The sequence below is a fragment of the Cupriavidus sp. UME77 genome, assembly GCF_014170355.1.
Taxonomy (GTDB): domain Bacteria; phylum Pseudomonadota; class Gammaproteobacteria; order Burkholderiales; family Burkholderiaceae; genus Cupriavidus; species Cupriavidus basilensis.
Window position 1 is genome coordinate 1 of record NZ_LZZU01000078.1, and the last position, 17,801, is coordinate 17,801.

The window sequence follows — 17,801 nt, forward strand, 5'->3', positions numbered from 1 at the left end:
CGATACGCCGGCGCTGGCCGGTGAGAGCTATGCGCTGGTGTCCCAGCTGCCCGCCGATGATCCTGCCGGCGAGCAGGTCTGGCGGCTCGGCTACAGCGGGCGCGCCGCGTATGACGATCGCACCACCGCCACCCGTGCCTGCGCTGGCGGTGGCACCTTGTCCACCGGCATCGGCGGCGGACTCGCCTGCCGCAGCACCGGCGAGGTCAAGGTCAAGGAGTCGCTGTTCTCGCTGGACGGCGGCGCACAGGTACAACTGGTGGCGCAGGCCAAGGGGACCGATGCCACGTCGATCAATGGCCGCCCGGCCGCGGTTGATCCCTATGCCCTGCTGCCGCAGATCTATACCTCGGTCACCGGGTTGTCGGTGCTGGACGGCGCCACGATGTGGGCCGGCCGGCGCGAGAGCTCATCGTTCCTGATGTCGTCGGGGCTGCTGCCGCCTACGTCGCCGGCGATGCGTTTCGGCGTGGATAACGCCCGCTTTGGCGATATCGCGCTCAACTACCAGTACACCGCGCGCAATGACCTGAATGGCGCCAACCTGCCGAGTTATCACTCGCTGCGCACCGCGCCCATCGCCACCAATGAGAAAGGCTCGGTGCAACTGGGCTATACGCGGGTGGAAGCGCAGCCGTTGATCCAGCAGACCGGAAGTGCGTGGTGGGTGTCAGCCATGCACGAGCAGCAAGGCGTGCTCGCCGGCACCAACCGCTTCGGCATGCAGTTTGGTGAGGGCAGCCGTAACGCGTTGACCGGCTACACCGGCATGGGGCCCGCCTTGTCGCGGGTACGCGTGGCTGAATCGATGGAGTGGAAGCAGCGCTCGGGGCTGGGCCTGGCGGGCTCGGTCGAGTCCAGCATGCAGTTCGACCGCTCGCCGGTGGGCACGCTGCAGTGGATGGCCACGCGCGTGCGCCCCGCCTATATCGCGAGCGACCAGTTCAAGCTGACCTTCGAGGTGGCGCACGATCAGATCTCTTCGGGCTTTGGCGCCAGCGGACAGCGCACGGCGGTGACCGTGGCGCCTACCTTCACGCTTGGCAAGGCAGCCGGCAATGCCAACCTGCGCGCCTTCTACACCTACAGCAAGGCCAGCGACGTGGACGGCATCGCCTTTGCCTCACCCGCCGATACCTGGGCTTCGCAGACCTCGGGCTCCATCTTCGGCGTACAGCTCAATCGCCGCTGGTAGGCGTGATAGCGGCTGCAGCCGCTGCTCGCCACGGCGTCTTGCGCGTGAGCGGCGCGCGGCCCGGCAGCACCGCGGGTGCTCGCAGCAGCCAGTGGAAGACCAGCGTGGCGCTCAGCCCGCCCGCCAGCTGCGCCAGCACGAAGCCCGGCACATCGATGGCGCGAATGCCGGTGAAGGTTGCCGTCAGCGCGCACGCAAGGGTCAGCGCCGGGTTGGCGAATGACGTCGATGCCGTGAACCAGTACCCCGCAGTGATATAGCCCGCCACCGCGAACGGCACCAGCCCGGGCCGGCTGCGCCCGGTGCCAATCGCTATGCCGATGAGGCCAAAGGTGGCAACAAACTCGCTCCACCACATCGATGGCCCGGTGCGGCTTTGCGCCGACCAGGCCAGCATCGGCTCGCCAAACATCGCATGCGCGCAGGCGACTCCCGCGATGGCGCCGCCCATCTGCACCAGTCCGTAGCGCCAGGCATCGCGCGCCGGCAGCGCGCCACGCACCATCGCCGAGAGGGTGACGACCGGGTTGAAGTGCCCACCCGAGATCGGTCCCAGCGCCAGCAACAATGCAACCAGCCCGCCGCCCGTGGCCAGCGAGTTCGCCAGCAAGGCCAGCGCGACATTGCCGCCGGCCAGTTGCTGCGCGCGAATGCCCGAGCCCACCACCACCGCTACCAGCAGCGCCGTGCCGAGTCCTTCCGCGACCAGGCGCTGGCAGAGCGTGCTCGCAGCCGCAGGTACGCTTGCGCTGTGCGGTTCGGCAGCGTGGGCCGGGTCGGCCATGGCATCGGGGGAAGGCGCGTGCATCGGGTTTGCAGTGATGGGCGGGAGCGCGCAGTGTTTCGTCTTTCGCCTTGCAGCGTCAATGCATGCTTGGGTTGTTTTGAATGAACCGGTGGTATCGAATGCTTGGCGTGCCTGGCTGATTCGCTATCGGGATGGCATGGATGGTGACATGACATCGCGAAAATCGGCGGTCAGGATCCAATGCGAAAAGCGGATTTTTGGGGTAATTAGCGCAATGCCGATAATCGCGGACGCGACGGCACTGGACGGACGAATTCGTGCCTAAACATTAGGCGGTGGCATGCGGTATTGCAAGGGTTTGCGCGCCTGGGGCGAGGCCGCCGCAATGGAGGTGATAGACGCGTCCAGGCCGCGTTCTAAGCGGCGATATGCGTGTGGATGGCGCAAGACTGGTGCGCCAGGCTTGCGCCTCTCAGGCGCGCCGGAAGAAGGTCCGGCAAGGCAGTGATGAAACGATGGCCACAATGGGATTGGGCCAAAATGGAAAAAGCCCAAGACCTTTTCAGATCTTGGGCTTTTTCGTAATGCTGGTGGCCTGGGACGGAATCGAACCGCCGACACAAGGATTTTCAATCCTCTGCTCTACCGACTGAGCTACCGGGCCAAAGAAGCGAAACTATAGCAGCGCTTTTCGACCCGGTCAAGCGCTGCGTGCATCACCGCATCATTGTTCCGCAGGTTCCGGCTTGTTGCGGCCGAGTTCCACGCCAAGCTGCTTGAGCTTGCGGTACAAGTGGGTGCGTTCGAGGCCGGTTTTCTCGGCGACGCGGGTCATGCTGCCGTGCTCGCGCAGCAAGTGGTATTCGAAGTAAGCGCGCTCGAACAGGTCGCGTGCTTCGCGCAGCGGCATGTCGAATGAGAAATGCATCTCGGCTTCGGGCAAGCGTTGCGGGCTGCCATTGGCGGTCTCGGCGGCGCTTTCCGCGGCAATCGCCGCCGTGCCTTCGCTAGTGCCGTTCGCGGGCAGCGCCGCGCCTGCGGCCACGCCCGAGCGCGGACGCTCGATGCCACGCGCCAGGCCCTGCTCGACTGCCGAAAGCAGCTTTTGCAAGGCAATTGGCTTCTCGAGGAAATTGAGCGCGCCAATCTTGGTTGCCTCCACCGCGGTATCGATGGTTGCGTGACCCGACATCATGATGACGGGCATGGAGAGCAAGCCTTGGGCCGACCACTCCTTGAGCAGCGTGACGCCGTCGGTATCGGGCATCCAGATGTCAAGCAGCACCAGGTCAGGCGTATTGCCGGCACGGTACTCGCGCGCTTTCTGCGCGTTTTCTGCCACTTCGACCACATGGCCTTCGTCGCTGAGGATTTCCGAGAGCAACTCCCGGATACCCATTTCGTCGTCGACTACGAGGATGGTTGCCATACTTCCCCTCTTGACCCCACCGCGGCTTGCCGGGTTCGGGGCCGCACATTGACTATGCCAGTTTAACGAACAGGATGGAGATCTGCGCCCCGATGATGTCGGAACCCTCCATGCGATTGCGCAACTCGATGCGTGCGCCGTGTTCGTCAATGATCTTCTTCACCATCGCAAGACCCAGGCCTGTTCCTTTGGCCTTGGTGGTCACATACGGCTCGAACGCGCGACTAAGGATACGCGGAGCGAAACCGGGACCGTTATCCGCAATGGTGAGCTTGACGGCCTGCCGGTCTTCGCCGGCAGAATCTTTGTATTCTACAGTCTCGGTGTGCAGAGCGATATGGGGCGCCGCCCTAGCCGCGCCGAGGTTGTCCGCCACCGCATCCTGCGCGTTTTGCAGCAGGTTGTGAATCACCTGGCGCAGCTGGGTCGGATCGCCCTTGATTTCGGGCAGGCAGGCGGCCAGCGACGGATGGATCACGGCGTGCTCGTACGTGGCGGTGTCGTCGATGCCGTAGAGATGCAGCACTTCGGCGACCAGGCCGTTGAGCTGCAGTGACTGCAACAGCGCTGGTGGCGTGCGGGCGTAATCGCGGAAGTCGTCGACCATGCGCTTCATGGCCTGCACCTGGTTGACGATGGTGGTGGCGCCTCGCTTGAGCACGTCGACGTCGGTGCCCTCCAGTTTGGGCGAGAGCTTCATCTGCAGGCGCTCGGCCGAGAGCTGGATCGGGGTCAACGGGTTCTTGATCTCATGCGCGAGGCGTCGTGCCACTTCGCCCCACGCCACCGAGCGTTGAGCGGAAATCACATCGGAAATGTCGTCGAATACCACCACGTAGCCAGGTTCGTCGCGCTCATCGCCGCGCCCGCCCGGCAGGCGCGCGCCGCGCACCAGCAGCGTGAGTGCCTGTTCCTCGTCGCTCTGCGGCAGCTCGATCTGCTTTTGCCAGTGCTGCGCGCCGCCCAGCATTTCACTGGTGCTCTGCTCGGAGAAGGCCTGCCGCACGATGTCGCCGAAATCGCCGAGGGCCGGGATGCTGTCGATGGGCTGGCCCAGTGCGCCGGCGAACGGCTGGCGGAAGATGCGCTCGGCCCCGGGGTTGGCGGTGATCAGCACGAAGCTGCGATCGAACACGAATACGCCGGCGGTGAGATTCTGCAGCACGCTCTCGAGATACGCCGTCGATTTCTCGAGCGCGCTGCGGTTCTGCTCCACCGCGATGCGCGCTTCCGACAGCTGGCGCGTCATCATGTTGAACTGCTGGGTCAGCATGCCGAGCTCGTCGCGGCTCTTGAGCTCGCGCTTGGGCGAGAGGTCGCCCTCGGCCACTTCCTTGGTCCCTTGCAGCAACATCAGCAGCGGCCGCGCCAGCTGTCCGCCGAGCAGCAGCGCCAGCATCACGGCAATGAACACCGCGAGGAACAGCGTGAGCGTCAGCGTGCCGATATACATCTTGCGCAGGCCGGTGCGGCCGAGCGCCTTTTCCTGGTACTCCTGGTAGGCACGCTGGACTTCGTCGGCATTGCGCGCCAACGCTGCCGGCACCGGATGCACGACCTGCAGGTAGCGCTCCTCGCGCACCGTGTCGCCCACCAGCCCGAACCCGGACGATGCGGCGTCCTCGGGGCGGCGCTCGACAGACAGCCCCGACCCGGCCCAGCGGCTGGGAGCATTGAGGGCCGGCTTGCCCGCGGGCCGGCTGGCGCTATCCGCGGCTGGGGGTGCGTCGGTTTGCGCGGCGGGCGCCGGGCCCAGCGGCACGATGACGCGCAGCCGGTACAGGTGGGCGCCATCGGTACGCTCGGGCTGGTGATGGCTATCGACGGATGGATCTGTGCCTCCTTCCACCGCGGCATAGCCGCCGGCCAGCCGGGCCTGCTCGGCCAGCACGCCAGAGGGCAGGTCCGGCACCAGCGACGCATAGTTGCTCGACGCCGTGGCGATCACGCGGCCGCTGCCGGTGAAGATGGCGGCTTCCTGCACGCCGTATTGCTCGCGCAGCCGGTTGAGCTGCAGAGAGGTAGCGACGTTGGGCGAGCTGGTGAGCTGGTCGGCCATCAGCCGCGCCTTGCCTTGCAGGTCCGACAACGAGCTGTCGATGGTGGAGCGGCCAAGGTTGAGGCCGGCCTCGAGCGCGGTCTCGACGCGAACGTCGAACCAGGACTCGATGCTGCGCGAGACGAACTGCAGCGACACCAGGTAGATCAGGACGCCGGGCAGCACGCCCACCACGCCGAAGAACACGGCGAGCTTGGTCATCAGCCGCGTGCCGAACTTGCCGCGGCGGTAGCGCAGCCACAGGGTCAGCGCCAGCGCGCCGATGATCAGCACCAGCAGGATGCCGATCACCAGGTTGATCTTGAACAGCAGCGTGAAGTACCGATCGAAGAATTCGGTATTGGCCGAGGCGCCGGCGAGCAGTGCCACCAGCACCAGCGCCAGGAACACGATGATGCCCGCCACGACGCGGTAAAGCACGCGCCGGAACCGGCTGTCCCACAGGCTGGGTGGGGCGCTCATGGCTGGCCCGCGGCCGGCTGCACCAGGGTGGTGGGAGAGAGCACGGTCGATACGGTCTGCGCGAACGGCACCGCACGCGTTTCGCCTGCCACCGCGGCGGACGCGGCAGACGCCGGCGCCGGTGGGGGCACGGGCACCAGTTGTGGCGGCGGTGTGGGCGCGGGCGGCGGCGGGAATTCGCTCGGCACGGTGAAGCTGAAGCGCCGCCATTCCGATGCCAGGTTCCACTCGCGGGTGTTGACGGCGTTGATCTGGAACGGCTTGGGCAGTTGCGTCAGGTCCAGGCGCATGCGCGCTTCGGCCTGGTAGGTCTCGCCCTGCTTGACCATGCTGCGCTCGAACACGCGCCAGCCACGCACGCGCTGGATGAACTGCAGCGCGCTCTTCAGGCGCATGAACGGCAATTGCAGGCCGCCGGTGGACACACGGTACTGGCGCGTGAGCGGATGGTAGGACAGCCGCACGCTGCGGCTGGCATTGACGGGTTTTTCATCGAACCAGTACCAGCGAGGGCGGGAGAGCTGGAAATCGACGACGAAATACAGCGAGATGCCTTTGTTGAGCGCGTCTTCAAGCGGCGGCGGCAGATCGAAATCGAAACTCGCGGCCAGATCGAAGCCGCCATCCTGGTACTCGATGCGGGCCTCGTTGACTTCAATGCCGTCGGCGCGCGCCGTGCCCGGCAGTGCGACCAGCGTCATCAGGATACCGAGCATGATCGTCGCCGCGAGCCACCACGACGCCAGCCGCGCGCGCGCGCTGCATATCGGGCCGACGCCGGCTACTGAACCAGCTGCACGAGCTGCAGCAAGGGACACGCACGCACTGTCGTCTGGGACGCGAAGGACGAACAAGCGAAGCGGGTTCGGCATTGGGATCGATTGGGATCGGTCAGGATCGTTTCTGGAAACGGGCGTAGAAGAAGCCATCGTGATCGGTGGGCAGGCCTTCCAGGCTGCCATTTCCGCCACCGGCCAACTGATCCTTGCTACCCGGAAGCATCTGGCCGGGCGCTTGCAATCGTATCGCATCTGGTAGCTGTGCACCAAACCAGCGCGCCTGCTCTTCGTTCTCCGTTGGGAAAATAGAACAGGTGACATAGACCAGGATGCCGCCCGGCTTGAGCAGGTTCCAGAGCTGCGACACGATGCGCCGCTGCTCGGTGACCAGCCGCGGGATATCCACCTCGCGGCGCAGCCAGCGGATGTCCGGGTGACGGCGCACGATGCCCGAGGCGGAGCACGGTACGTCGGCCAGGATGCGGTCGTACTGGCGGTTGTCCCACCAGTCCTGCGGGCGGCTTGCGTCGCCTACCACCACGGTGGCTTGCTGGCCCAGGCGTGCGAGGTTCTCGTCGATGCGGGTGGCGCGCTGCGCGTCGCTCTCCAGCGCGGTGACTTCCACGTTGGCGAGTTCAAGGATGTGGCCGGTCTTGCCACCGGGCGCGGCGCAGGCATCGAGCACGCGCTGGCCGTCGGCCAGGTCCAGCAGCGGAGCTGCCAGTTGCGCGCCGGCGTCCTGCACCGAGACGTCGCCCTCGGCAAACCCGGGAATCTGCGACACGGGAAACGCACGCACCAGCCGCACGGCCTGCGGGCCGATGGCCACGCCCGCCATGCCGGCATTGAGCACACGCTTGAGGTAGTCGGGCACCGAGACCCGCGCCGTATTGACGCGCAGGGTCATGGGCGGGCGCACATTGGCGCTCTCGGCCAGCGCGGTCCACTGGTCCGGGTACGCCTTGCGCAGCGCATCCAGCCACCATGCGGGCAGGTTCCAGCGCGCTTCGTCGTCCTGGCGCACTTCGGCCAGCAGTGCCTTGCGTTCACGCAGGAAACGGCGCAGCACTGCGTTCACCAGCCCGCGTGCGTGCGCGGTCTTGGGCTCGGAGGCTGCTGCGCTGACGGCCTGGTCGACCACGGTGAACTCGGTATAACCCCCTTCCCCCTGCTCGTCCTCGACCAGCAACGCCAGGGCCACGGCCAGCAGTGAGTCCACCAGCGCGCCGGGTGGCCGGGTCACCAGCTTGGTGACCAGCGCGCGCGCCGTGCCGAACTGGCGCATGGTGCGATAGGCCAGGTCCTGCAGGGCGCCACGCGTGGCGGCGTCGCGCACGCGGTCCAGGCGGTACTGGGCGGCGGCATTCTCGATGGCCAGCGGCAGCGCGCTGCCTTCGTTGACGCCGCGTACGGCAGCCGCGGCGGCGAGCATCTGGAAGGCGAGGGATTCGTGTTGCAGGCGCATGACAGTGGGGCAGTGAGACGGTAAAACGGGGTGGCAGGGGGCAAGCCGCAAGCGGCGAGGACTGGCGGCAAGGCCGGGCGAGGCCAAAAGAACACTGCCCGCCGCTTCCGGGGAAGCACGGCGGGCAGTTTACCCTGTATGTGGCGGGGACCGGCGTTTTTGCGCCTGGCTGGCCGCGGCGAGGGGGTAGCGCGGCGGCTTGGACCGCGCTTGTGCCTCGACTGGGCCGCGCTTACACCGGATAGACGCCCGTCTGTGCCATCTGCATCAGCCGCGCCACCCGTTCCTCGGTCGCCGGGTGGGTCGAGAACAGGTTGGCGATGCCGCTGCCCGAAAGCGGGTTCATGATCATCATCTGCGCCGTGGCCGGGTGCTGCTCCGCGGTCTGGAACGGAATCCCCTGCGCATAGCGGTGGATCTTGTCGAGCGCCATCGCCAGTGCCTGCGGGTCGCCGCTGATGGTGGCGCCGCCGCGGTCCGCCTCGAACTCCCGGGCGCGGGAGATCGCCATCTGGATCAGCGAGGCCGCCAGCGGGGCAAGGATTGCCACCGCGATACTGGCAATGGGGTTGGAGCGGTTGCCGTTCTCGTCGCGCCCGCCAAAGAACATGGCGAAGTTGGCCAGCGCGGCGATGGCGCCGGCCATGGTGGCGGCGATGGTCGAGATCAGGATGTCGCGGTGCTGCACGTGAGCCAGCTCGTGCGCCATCACGCCGCGCAGCTCGCGCTCCGACAGCACCCGCAGGATGCCGGTGGTGGCCGCCACGGCGGCATGCTCCGGATCGCGGCCGGTGGCAAAGGCATTGGGCGCATCCTCGTTGATCAGGTACACGCGCGGCATCGGCAGCTGGGCGCGCTGCGCCAGCTCCTGCACCATGCCGTAGAACTGCGGTGCCGTGCTCGCGTCGACTTCCTGCGCGTTGTACATGCGCAGGACCATCTTGTCCGAGAACCAGTAAGAGAAGAAGTTCATGCCCAGCGCCATGATCAGCGCGAACATCATGCCGCTGCGGCCGCCGATCATGCCGCCGATGACGATGAACAGCGCCGTGATGGCGGCCATCAGCATGAAGGTCTTGACCCAGTTGAACATTGTCGTGATCTCCGAAAAAATCATCCTCGCGCGCGCGCCCGGTGGCCGGACTGGCCGTGCTACGGAAAGCGTGACGCGGTGCTGTTTAGATAGTACCCCGCCCCGGAAATTCAACCGTCACCTGCCTAAAAAAAGGGCAGCCGGTGCCGGCGGCCGTTCGTTGCGCCAGCAGGTTCGGCAACTGTTCCTAGCGTTGGGCGAAGGCCAGGCGCGCGCCCAGCCCGATGAACGCCATGCCCACAATGCGATCCAGCCAGCACTTGAGGCGCGGCACCTCGCTGGCGCGGCGGGTCAGGGTACCCGCCATCCATGCCACCAGGCTGTTCCAGAGCGTCGACATCGCCACCATGACGCCACCCAGGGCCAGGAATGCCAGGGCCTGATGCTCGGCGTTGCGATCCACGAACTGCGGGAAGAAGGAAATAAAGAACAGGATCACCTTTGGATTCAGCACATTGGTGAGGAAGCCCTGCATGAACAAAGCGCGCAGGCCGCGCTTGCCCGGCTGGGCAGCGGGGGCCGCGTCCGCGCCGGGGGACGCGGATCGCTGCCAGATCAGGCGCAGCCCAAGCCACACCAGATAGGCTGCGCCGGCAAACTTGATCAGGGTAAAGGCGGTGGCCGATGCCGCCAGCAACGCCGTCAGGCCGAAGGCGATGGCCAGCGAGTGCACGCAGCAGCCAGCACTGACCCCGAGCGCCGAGACCACGCCCGCCGCCCTGCCCTGTGCCACGCTGCGCCCGACGATATAGGCGGTATCCGGGCCAGGCGTCACATTGAGCAGGAACACCGCACCGACGAACAAGGGAAGGTCAGTAATGCCGAGCATGGTTGGCTGCCGGTGGATAAGCGACAGAAATGGGGCGCGCAGCGCGCCGCGGCAAGTCAGCCACCGTGGCTTTGCCGCAAGCGCAGGGCGATTATGCCGTGCCGCCAGCCACGGCGCAGCGGGTACCCGGCGGCAGCGGCATGCTTTGCAGGAACTGCTGGGCCGGCACGCGGCGCCCGCCCGGCTTCTGCAACTCGGTCACGCGCAGCGCGCCCTCGCCGCAGGCGATCACCACGCCATCGGCATCCGCCGCGAGCACGGTGCCCGGCGCCTGCGGGTGGCTGGCCGTGGACGCCAGGGGCTGGGCCTGCCAGCACTTGATGACGGTCTCGCCGACCTGCACGGTGGCGCCGGGAAACGGATTGAAGGCGCGCACCTGGGCGGCCAGCGCTGCAGCCGGGCGGCGCAGGTCCAGCGGGGCTTCTTCCTTGGCGATCTTCTCGGCATAGGTCACGCCCTCGGCCGGCTGCGGCGTGCCGGTGAGCGGCTGGCCCGCGGCGAGGCGGCGCAGCGCTTCCACCACCATGCGCCCGCCCAGCGCGGCCAGCGCATCGTGCAGGGTGCCGGTGGTGTCGCCGGGGCCGATCGGCACGGTTTCGCCCTGGATCATCGCGCCCGTATCCAGCCCTTCGTCCATCTGCATCAGCGTGATGCCGGTCTGCGCATCGCCAGCCTCGATGGCGCGGTGGATGGGCGCGGCGCCCCGCCAGCGCGGCAGCAGCGAGGCATGGATGTTCAGGCAGCCGTAGCGCGGCAACGCCAGCACCTCGGCCGGCAGGATCAGGCCGTAGGCGGCCACCACCATGACATCCGGGGCGATCTGCGCCAGCGTGTCCACGGCGGCGCCGGCCTCTTCGGGATACTTGCCGTTGCGGCGCAGCGAGCGTGGCTGCAGCACCGGGCCCAGGCTGCGCTCCAGCGCGTACTGCTTGACCGGGCTGGCCTGCAGCTGCAGGCCGCGGCCGGCTGGCCGGTCGGGCTGGCTGAGCACCGCCACCACCGGGAAACCGGCGGTGTGGATGGCTTCGAGCGCCACGCGGGCGAATTCAGGCGTGCCGGCAAAGGCAACGCGCAGCGCTTGGGATGGGCTTGCGGCTTGGGACATGGCACGCTCCGGCATAAAGCGGCACCGGCCGCATCAGCGGCCGGTAACTTGATTCATCGGGAAGGCAATACGATAGCAGACCGCTAGCCGGCCAGTGCCGGCGCGCGGCCGGCCGCGGCTGCCTTACATGCGGGTGCGTTCGCGCTTGTGCAGCTTGACCAGCTTGGACTTGATGCGCTGAAGCTTCAGCGGCGACAGGTACTCGACGAAGACCTTGCCCTTGAGGTGGTCCATCTCGTGCTGGATGCACACGGCCAGCAGGTCGTCGGCTTCGATCTCGAAGGGCTCGCCCTTCTCGTTCAGGGCACGCACGCGCACATGGTCCGGGCGCTCGACCCGGTCGTAGACCTCGGGCACCGACAGGCAACCCTCTTCCGCCACCTTGCGGGAGTCGCTGGACCACACGATCTCCGGGTTGATGAAGACCTGCAGCTCGTCACGGGTCTCGGAGATATCGATCACCACCACCTGTTCGTGCACGTCCACCTGGGTCGCGGCCAGGCCGATGCCGGGGGCTTCGTACATGGTCTCGGCCATGTCCTCTACCAGCTTGCGAATGCGGTCGTCCACCACGGCAACCGGTTTTGCCACGGTATGCAGGCGGGGATCGGGGTAGGTCAGGATATCGAGTTTAGCCATGATGCTGGGGCGCAACGCCTGCCGCTCACACATGTGACCCGCGCGTTGCGGCTACGGGTGTTTACATGCAGAATCGGGGCGCAAGTACAAAAATTCAAGGCGCGCCGCAACAGGCACGCTCTCCAGGGTCAATCCGGCTGTTCTGCCAGCCGGTTCGAGAAAATGCGCGATCTTACCAAAGAACACCAGGCGGCGCCGGGCCGCAGGCCGTACGCGTTTGCCCGTTGGATGTTGTGTGCGGCCGGAATCACTGCCGTCACAGGGGCGCCAGTACATGCCGCCGATCTTACCGTCACCCCGGCCCAGCGGGCCCAGGCCACCGTTACCGCGCAGCAAGGCATTGCCGCCGCCGACCTGGCACCTGACGCGCCCCAGCAGTATGTCGTGCGAGGGGGGGACACGCTTTGGGGGATCTCCGGGCGCTTCCTGCGCCAGCCCTGGCGCTGGCCCGAGCTGTGGGGGATGAACCAGCAGCAGATCCGCAATCCACACCTGATATATCCCGGCCAGGTCCTGTACCTGATTCAGCGCGACGGCCGCGCCTGGCTTTCCACCAGCCCCGATGCCGGCGGCACGGTGCGGCTCACGCCAAGCGTGCGCAGCGAAGGTGGGCCCGATGGCGCCATCGCCAGCATTCCCGCCAAGGACATCGAGCCGTTCCTGATCCGCCCGCTGGTGGTGGACCAGGGCACGCTGGAGACCTCGGCGCGCATCATTGCCCTGCCCGAGTCGCGCGTCTACCTGGGCATGGGCGACACCGCCTATGCGCGCGGCATTTCCCCGCCCGAGGCGGTGGTCGGCAGCGACTGGCAGGCCTTCAAGCCGGTCAAGCCGGTCAAGGACCCGGTTACCGGCCGCGTGCTGGGCTATGAAGCCGAGTACCAGGGCAATGTTCGCGTGTCGCGGCCGCCGGAAGGCTTCGACGCGGTAACCTCCGTCAAGGTCACGGCGGCCCAGCAGGAAATGGGCGCTGGCACCTTGCTGATGCCCCAGCCGGCGCGCGAGCCGGTGCGCTATGTGCCCCGCGCGCCGGATGTCATGCTTGATGGCCGCATCGCGGCCGTCTACGGCGGCGTGCAGTTCGGTGGCGCCAAACAGGTGGTCGTGCTCAATATCGGCGCCGCCGCGGGCCTTGAGCCCGGCCACGTGCTTGCGCTGTCGCGCGCCGGCCAGGTGGTGCGCGATCGCACGGATGGCAACCGCGCCATCCAGTTGCCCGACGAGCGCTATGGCCTGGCCTTCGTGTTCCGCGTGTTTCCCGGCGTGGCCTACGCCCTGGTCACCGACGCCTCGAACGCGATCGAGGTGGGCGACCGCGTGACTTCGCCGCGTTGACCGCGCTGGCAGCAACCGGCACCAACCCGGCGCTGGTGCACACCACCACCCGCAGCGCTGCCGACATCGAGGCATGGCTGCGGCTGACCGGTGCCCGTGGCCTGGGCACAGGAGCCTTGCGCCGGTTGCTGGCCACGTTCGGGCTGCCGCACCAGTTGCTGGCGCAGACTGTCAGCGCACTGGCGGCGGTCATCCCCGAGAAGCACGCCCGGGCGCTGCTGGCACCGCCCGATGCTGTCACCAGGGCACTGGTCGAGCGCACCGTGGCCTGGGCCGCCGAGCCCGGCAACCATGTGGTGACGCTGGCCGATGCCGCCTATCCCCGTGCCTTGCTGGATCTGTCCGACCCGCCGCTGGTGCTGTACGTCAAAGGCCAGCTGGGCGCGCTTGGCGGCCCGGCCATTGCCATGGTCGGCGCGCGCAGCGCCACCGTGCAGGGCACGGAGGATGCGCGACGCTTTGCCCGCGTGTTGTCCGGCGCCGGGCTGGCGGTGGTGTCGGGGCTTGCGCTGGGCATCGATGGCGCAGCGCACGAGGGGGCTCTGGAAGGCGCTCTGGAAGGTGCTGGCGGTACCGTGGCGGTGATCGGCACCGGCGCCGACCTGGTCTACCCCGCCCGGCATCGCGACCTGGCCCACCGCATCGCGGCCCATGGCGCCATCGTCAGCGAGTTCGCGCTCGGCATGCCCGGGCGCAGCCACCACTTTCCCCAGCGCAACCGCATCATCGCGGCGCTCGCGCGCGGCGTACTGGTGGTAGAGGCGGCCGCCCGCTCCGGGTCGCTCATTACCGCGCGGCTTGCAGCCGAGATGGGACGCGAGGTCTATGCCATTCCCGGCTCGATCCATGCGCCGCTGTCCAAGGGTTGCCACCTGCTGATCCGCCAGGGCGCCAAGCTGGTGGAAACCGCGCAGGATGTGCTCGAGGAACTCGGCATGGCCGGGGATGCCGCCCGGCCGGTGGCGCCTGCGCCCATGCCGGCGCTGGACGATGTCCTCGGCCTGACGCTCACCCACGACCCCGTTACGCTGGATGCGCTGTGCGCACGCACCGCCCTGCCGCCCGAGCAAGTGGTGGCCAGCCTGCTGACACTGGAACTGGCGGGCGCGGTAGAGCGGCTGCCGGGCAATGTCTATCGCCGGGTAAGCTAGTGAGCGACCCCGGTATCGCCGGCCGAAATACGGATTTCCTGGCGACCGCTACAATCAAACGATTTCCCGTGCCTGAAAAGGCTCATGTTTCCCCCATCATGACCGTTTACTTTCCGGAGCAGGACCAGGGCGCAATCGCCCAGGTGTTGGCAGCGCGTCCGCAAGGCCGCCTGGTAGCTTGCCTGTGTGCAGCCTGGTGCGGCACCTGCGGGACCTACCAGGAGGCGTTTGCGGCGCTTGCTGCACGGTTTCCTGGCGATTGCTTCGTCTGGATCGATATCGAAACCCATGCCGACCAGTTGGGCGACCTCGATATCGATAATTTTCCGACGCTGCTGGTGCAGCCAGCGGCGGGTGGCGCGGCGCAGTTCTATGGCACGCTGCTGCCGCATATTGAAGTGCTCGAACGCATGCTGGCGCGCGGCGCGGCGATGGCGCCAACGGCCGGCGCAGCAGTGCCGAACGTGCTGGAGTGGCTGGCGCCGCGCGCTAACGACGACTAACCCCGGTCATCTGCGCCCGGGGCAAGCCAGGAGCACGAGCGCCGGATTGCAGTCAAAAAACGAAGTGGGCGGCGGCTGTTCAGGGCCGGCCCGCATGCCAGCAGCGCCCGTTTGACGGCGACCGCGACGGCAGCTTGCTTGCACCGCCGTCGGAACCGCGCTTATTATTGGCGCCTCAAAGCCGCAAGCTCGCTGTTTACATATAGTGCAGAGCCCTTAGTGGCAATAATTCGCAGGCCGCCAGAGTGCGGCCAGCAAGGACCCGATCCATGTCAAAAGCCCTCATCATCGCGGAAAAGCCATCGGTTGCTGCCGATATAGCCCGTGCCCTCGGGGGCTTTACCAAGCATGACGAATACTTCGAAAGTGACGATTACGTTCTTTCGTCGGCCGTCGGCCACCTGGTTGAAATCGCCGCCCCGGACGAATACGAAGTCAAGCGAGGCAAGTGGAGCTTCGCCAACCTGCCGGTGATTCCCCCCCACTTCGACCTGCGCCCGATCGCCAAGACCGAGTCGCGTCTGAAGGTGCTCAACCGCCTGATCAAGCGCAAGGACGTTACCGGCCTGGTGAACGCCTGCGACGCGGGGCGCGAAGGGGAATTGATCTTCCGCCTGATCCAGCAGCACGCCAAGGCCAAGCAGCCAGTGCAGCGCCTGTGGCTGCAGTCGATGACGCCGCAGGCGATCCGCGACGGCTTCGCCCGCCTGCGCGACGATGCCGACATGCTGCCGCTGGCGGACGCCGCGCGCTGCCGCTCGGAAGCCGACTGGCTGGTGGGCATCAACGGCACGCGCGCCATGACCGCGTTCAACAGCAAGGGCGGCGGCTTCTTCCTGACCACGGTTGGCCGGGTGCAGACCCCCACGCTGTCGATCGTCGTAGAGCGCGAAGAGAAGATCAAGAAGTTCGTCCCGCGCGACTACTGGGAAGTGCGCGCCGAGTTCATCGCCGCCGCCGGCCTTTACGAAGGCCGCTGGTTCGACCCCAAGTTCAAGAAGAGCGAGTTCGATCCCGAGGCGCGCGAGTCGCGCCTGTGGAGCGAGGCCGAAGCCAAGAGCATCGTGGCGGCCTGCCGTGACAAGACCGGCACCGTCACCGAAGAGTCCAAGCCGTCCACGCAGCAGTCGCCGGCGCTGTTCGACCTGACCACGCTGCAGCGCGAGGCCAACTCGCGCTTCGGCTTCTCGGCCAAGAACACCCTCGGCCTGGCCCAGGCGCTGTACGAAAAGCACAAGGTGCTGACTTACCCGCGTACCGACGCGCGCGCGCTGCCCGAGGACTACATGGACACGGTCAAGCAGACCATGGACATGCTGGCCGAGAGCTCGCCCAACTACCTGCCGCATGCCAAGAAGGTGCTGGCCAGCGGGTGGATCAAGCCCAACAAGAAGATCTTCGACAACAGCAAGATCAGCGATCACTTCGCAATCATCCCGACGCTGCAAGCCCCGAAGAACCTCTCGGAGCCGGAGCAGAAGCTGTATGACCTGGTGGTGCGCCGCTTCCTCGCGGTGTTCTTCCCGGCGGCCGAGTTCCAGGTCACCACCCGCGTCACCGAGGTGGCGGGCCATCATTTCAAGACCGAAGGCAAGGTCCTGGTCAATCCCGGCTGGCTGGTGGTCTACGGGCGTGAAGCCCAGGGCGACGATGCCAACCTGGTGGCGGTGGCCAAGGACGAGCGCGTCAAGGTCGACAAGGTCGACGGCGTGATGCTGACCACCAAGCCGCCCGCACGCTACAACGAAGCCACATTGCTGTCCGCCATGGAAGGCGCCGGCAAGCTGGTGGACGACGACGCGCTGCGCGAGGCCATGGCCGGCAAGGGCCTGGGCACGCCAGCCACGCGCGCGGCCATCATCGAAGGCCTGCTCGCCGAGAAATACCTGGTGCGCGAAGGCCGTGAGCTGATTCCCACCGCCAAGGCCTTCCAACTGATGACGCTGCTGCGCGGCCTGGGCGTGCAGGAATTGACCCAGGCCGAGCTGACCGGCGAATGGGAGCACAAGCTGTCGCAGATCGAGCGCGGCGGCCTGAAGCGCGACGAGTTCATGCGCGAGATCGCGCAGATGACGCAGCAGATCGTCAAGCGCGCCAAGGAATACGACAGCGACACCATCCCGGGTGACTATGCCACGCTGGCCACGCCATGCCCGCAGTGCGGCAGCCAGGTCAAGGAGAACTACCGCCGCTTTGCCTGCACCGCGTGCGAGTTCTCGATCAGCAAGATCCCGGGTGGGCGCCAGTTCGAGATCGACGAAGTCGAAGAACTGCTGCTGAAGAAGGAAATCGGTCCGCTGCAGGGTTTCCGCAGCAAGATGGGCCGGCCGTTTGCCGCCATCCTGAAGCTGGGCAAGGACGACGAAGGCCATTACAAGATGGAATTCGACTTCGGCCAGAATGACGACGACAACGACGGCGAGCCGGTCGATTTCACCGGCCAGGAAGCGGTTGGCGCTTGTCCTAAGTGCGGTGGCTCGGTGTACGAGCACGGCATGAAGTACGTGTGCGAGAACAGCGTGGCCGTGCCCAAGAGCTGCGACTTCACCACGGGCAAGATCATCCTGCAGCAGGAGATCTCGCGCGAGCAGATCGGCAAGCTGCTGGGCGCGGGCCGCACGGATCTGCTGACCGGCTTCAAGTCATCGCGCACCGGGCGCAACTTCAAGGCCTTCCTGGCCAAGCAGCCGGACGGCAAGATCGGCTTCGAGTTCGAGGCACGCGAGCCCAAGGCGGGCGCCAAGACGGCGGCCAAGGGCGCTGCGGCCAAGACCGCGTCCGCCAAGGCTGGCGACGAGGATCAGGCCGCGGAAACGGTGAGCAAGGCCAAGGCGCCGGCCAAGAAGGTGGCGGCCAAGAAGGCTCCCGCTGCCAAGAAGGCCCCCGCGGCGAAGAAAGCCGCGGCCAAGACGCCAGCAGCCAAGCGCGCTACCGGCAAGTCGCGCGCCGACGACGAAGCCACGGCCGACGCCGAGCAAGAGTGAGTCGCTCGCGGAGCCGGCATCCTGC

At 66.9% G+C, this 17,801-nt stretch carries 14 protein-coding genes and 1 tRNA gene; 5 read left to right on the forward strand and 10 right to left on the reverse strand.

Translation table 11 applies throughout. From position 1 onward, the window contains the following. A partial coding sequence (locus A9975_RS30300) for a carbohydrate porin (protein ID WP_183035986.1) occupies nt 1–1,195 on the forward strand: 1,195 nt, incomplete at its 5' end. Here A9975_RS30300 and A9975_RS30305 read toward each other — a convergent pair. The 10 genes from A9975_RS30305 to def form a co-directional block, all read right to left on the reverse strand. Further along, the gene (locus tag A9975_RS30305; protein ID WP_183036031.1) at nt 1,179–1,979 is read right to left on the reverse strand and encodes an MIP/aquaporin family protein; all 801 of its coding nucleotides are present in this window, start codon (nt 1,977–1,979) and stop codon (nt 1,179–1,181) included. The two genes, A9975_RS30300 and A9975_RS30305, sit on opposite strands and share 17 nt — an antisense overlap. A gap of 552 nt (nt 1,980–2,531) precedes the next feature. Then, a tRNA-Phe gene (locus tag A9975_RS30310) sits at nt 2,532–2,607 on the reverse strand. Between the two features lie 60 nt (nt 2,608–2,667). Further along, on the reverse strand, nt 2,668–3,372 hold the full coding sequence (locus A9975_RS30315; RefSeq protein ID WP_183035987.1) for a response regulator: 705 nt from the start codon (nt 3,370–3,372) through the stop codon (nt 2,668–2,670). Nucleotides 3,373–3,424: 52 nt separating this feature from the next. Next, nucleotides 3,425–5,893: a PAS domain-containing sensor histidine kinase gene (locus A9975_RS30320; RefSeq protein WP_183035988.1), complete on the reverse strand. Its 2,469-nt coding sequence runs from the start codon at nt 5,891–5,893 to the stop codon at nt 3,425–3,427. Next, complete coding sequence (locus A9975_RS30325) at nt 5,890–6,609, reverse strand: DUF4390 domain-containing protein (RefSeq protein ID WP_183035989.1); 720 nt, start codon at nt 6,607–6,609, stop codon at nt 5,890–5,892. The genes A9975_RS30320 and A9975_RS30325 overlap by 4 nt, the downstream gene beginning before the upstream one ends. 175 nt (nt 6,610–6,784) lie before the next feature. Continuing rightward, the gene (gene rsmB, locus A9975_RS30330) at nt 6,785–8,137 is read right to left on the reverse strand and encodes a 16S rRNA (cytosine(967)-C(5))-methyltransferase RsmB (protein WP_183035990.1); all 1,353 of its coding nucleotides are present in this window, start codon (nt 8,135–8,137) and stop codon (nt 6,785–6,787) included. Nucleotides 8,138–8,369: 232 nt separating this feature from the next. Next, nucleotides 8,370–9,230, reverse strand: a complete 861-nt coding sequence (gene htpX, locus A9975_RS30335; protein WP_043350911.1) for a zinc metalloprotease HtpX — start codon at nt 9,228–9,230, stop codon at nt 8,370–8,372. 187 nt (nt 9,231–9,417) lie between these two features. Continuing rightward, complete coding sequence (locus A9975_RS30340; RefSeq protein WP_183035991.1) at nt 9,418–10,059, reverse strand: LysE family translocator; 642 nt, start codon at nt 10,057–10,059, stop codon at nt 9,418–9,420. A gap of 91 nt (nt 10,060–10,150) precedes the next feature. After that, on the reverse strand, nt 10,151–11,164 hold the full coding sequence (fmt, locus tag A9975_RS30345) for a methionyl-tRNA formyltransferase (RefSeq protein WP_183035992.1): 1,014 nt from the start codon (nt 11,162–11,164) through the stop codon (nt 10,151–10,153). A 123-nt stretch (nt 11,165–11,287) separates the two neighbouring features. Beyond that, complete coding sequence (gene def, locus A9975_RS30350; protein ID WP_150987600.1) at nt 11,288–11,803, reverse strand: peptide deformylase; 516 nt, start codon at nt 11,801–11,803, stop codon at nt 11,288–11,290. A gap of 162 nt (nt 11,804–11,965) precedes the next feature. On the opposite strand from def, the gene A9975_RS30355 reads away from it, so the two are divergent. The 4 genes from A9975_RS30355 (at nt 11,966) to A9975_RS30370 (ending at nt 17,776) form a co-directional block, all read left to right on the forward strand. Then, a complete protein-coding gene (locus A9975_RS30355) occupies nt 11,966–13,138 on the forward strand; it encodes a LysM peptidoglycan-binding domain-containing protein (RefSeq protein ID WP_183035993.1) in 1,173 nt (390 codons plus the stop codon). Further along, nucleotides 13,135–14,289, forward strand: a complete 1,155-nt coding sequence (dprA, locus tag A9975_RS30360; protein ID WP_183035994.1) for a DNA-processing protein DprA — start codon at nt 13,135–13,137, stop codon at nt 14,287–14,289. Before A9975_RS30355 ends, dprA begins: the two co-directional genes overlap by 4 nt. Nucleotides 14,290–14,387: 98 nt before the next feature. Continuing rightward, complete coding sequence (locus A9975_RS30365; RefSeq protein WP_174424365.1) at nt 14,388–14,792, forward strand: thioredoxin family protein; 405 nt, start codon at nt 14,388–14,390, stop codon at nt 14,790–14,792. A 269-nt stretch (nt 14,793–15,061) separates the two neighbouring features. Next, nucleotides 15,062–17,776: a DNA topoisomerase III gene (locus tag A9975_RS30370; RefSeq protein ID WP_183035995.1), complete on the forward strand. Its 2,715-nt coding sequence runs from the start codon at nt 15,062–15,064 to the stop codon at nt 17,774–17,776. Nucleotides 17,777–17,801 lie beyond the last annotated feature (25 nt).

Coding starts and splice junctions, on each gene's coding strand:
- A9975_RS30305 (WP_183036031.1), bottom strand. CDS start 1,979: ATGGCCGACCCGGCCCACGCTGCCGAACCGCACAGCGCAAGCGTACCT.
- A9975_RS30315 (WP_183035987.1), bottom strand. CDS start 3,372: ATGGCAACCATCCTCGTAGTCGACGACGAAATGGGTATCCGGGAGTTG.
- A9975_RS30320 (WP_183035988.1), bottom strand. CDS start 5,893: ATGAGCGCCCCACCCAGCCTGTGGGACAGCCGGTTCCGGCGCGTGCTT.
- A9975_RS30325 (WP_183035989.1), bottom strand. CDS start 6,609: ATGCTCGGTATCCTGATGACGCTGGTCGCACTGCCGGGCACGGCGCGC.
- rsmB (WP_183035990.1), bottom strand. CDS start 8,137: ATGCGCCTGCAACACGAATCCCTCGCCTTCCAGATGCTCGCCGCCGCG.
- htpX (WP_043350911.1), bottom strand. CDS start 9,230: ATGTTCAACTGGGTCAAGACCTTCATGCTGATGGCCGCCATCACGGCG.
- A9975_RS30340 (WP_183035991.1), bottom strand. CDS start 10,059: ATGCTCGGCATTACTGACCTTCCCTTGTTCGTCGGTGCGGTGTTCCTG.
- fmt (WP_183035992.1), bottom strand. CDS start 11,164: ATGTCCCAAGCCGCAAGCCCATCCCAAGCGCTGCGCGTTGCCTTTGCC.
- def (WP_150987600.1), bottom strand. CDS start 11,803: ATGGCTAAACTCGATATCCTGACCTACCCCGATCCCCGCCTGCATACC.
- A9975_RS30355 (WP_183035993.1), top strand. CDS start 11,966: ATGCGCGATCTTACCAAAGAACACCAGGCGGCGCCGGGCCGCAGGCCG.
- A9975_RS30365 (WP_174424365.1), top strand. CDS start 14,388: ATGACCGTTTACTTTCCGGAGCAGGACCAGGGCGCAATCGCCCAGGTG.
- A9975_RS30370 (WP_183035995.1), top strand. CDS start 15,062: ATGTCAAAAGCCCTCATCATCGCGGAAAAGCCATCGGTTGCTGCCGAT.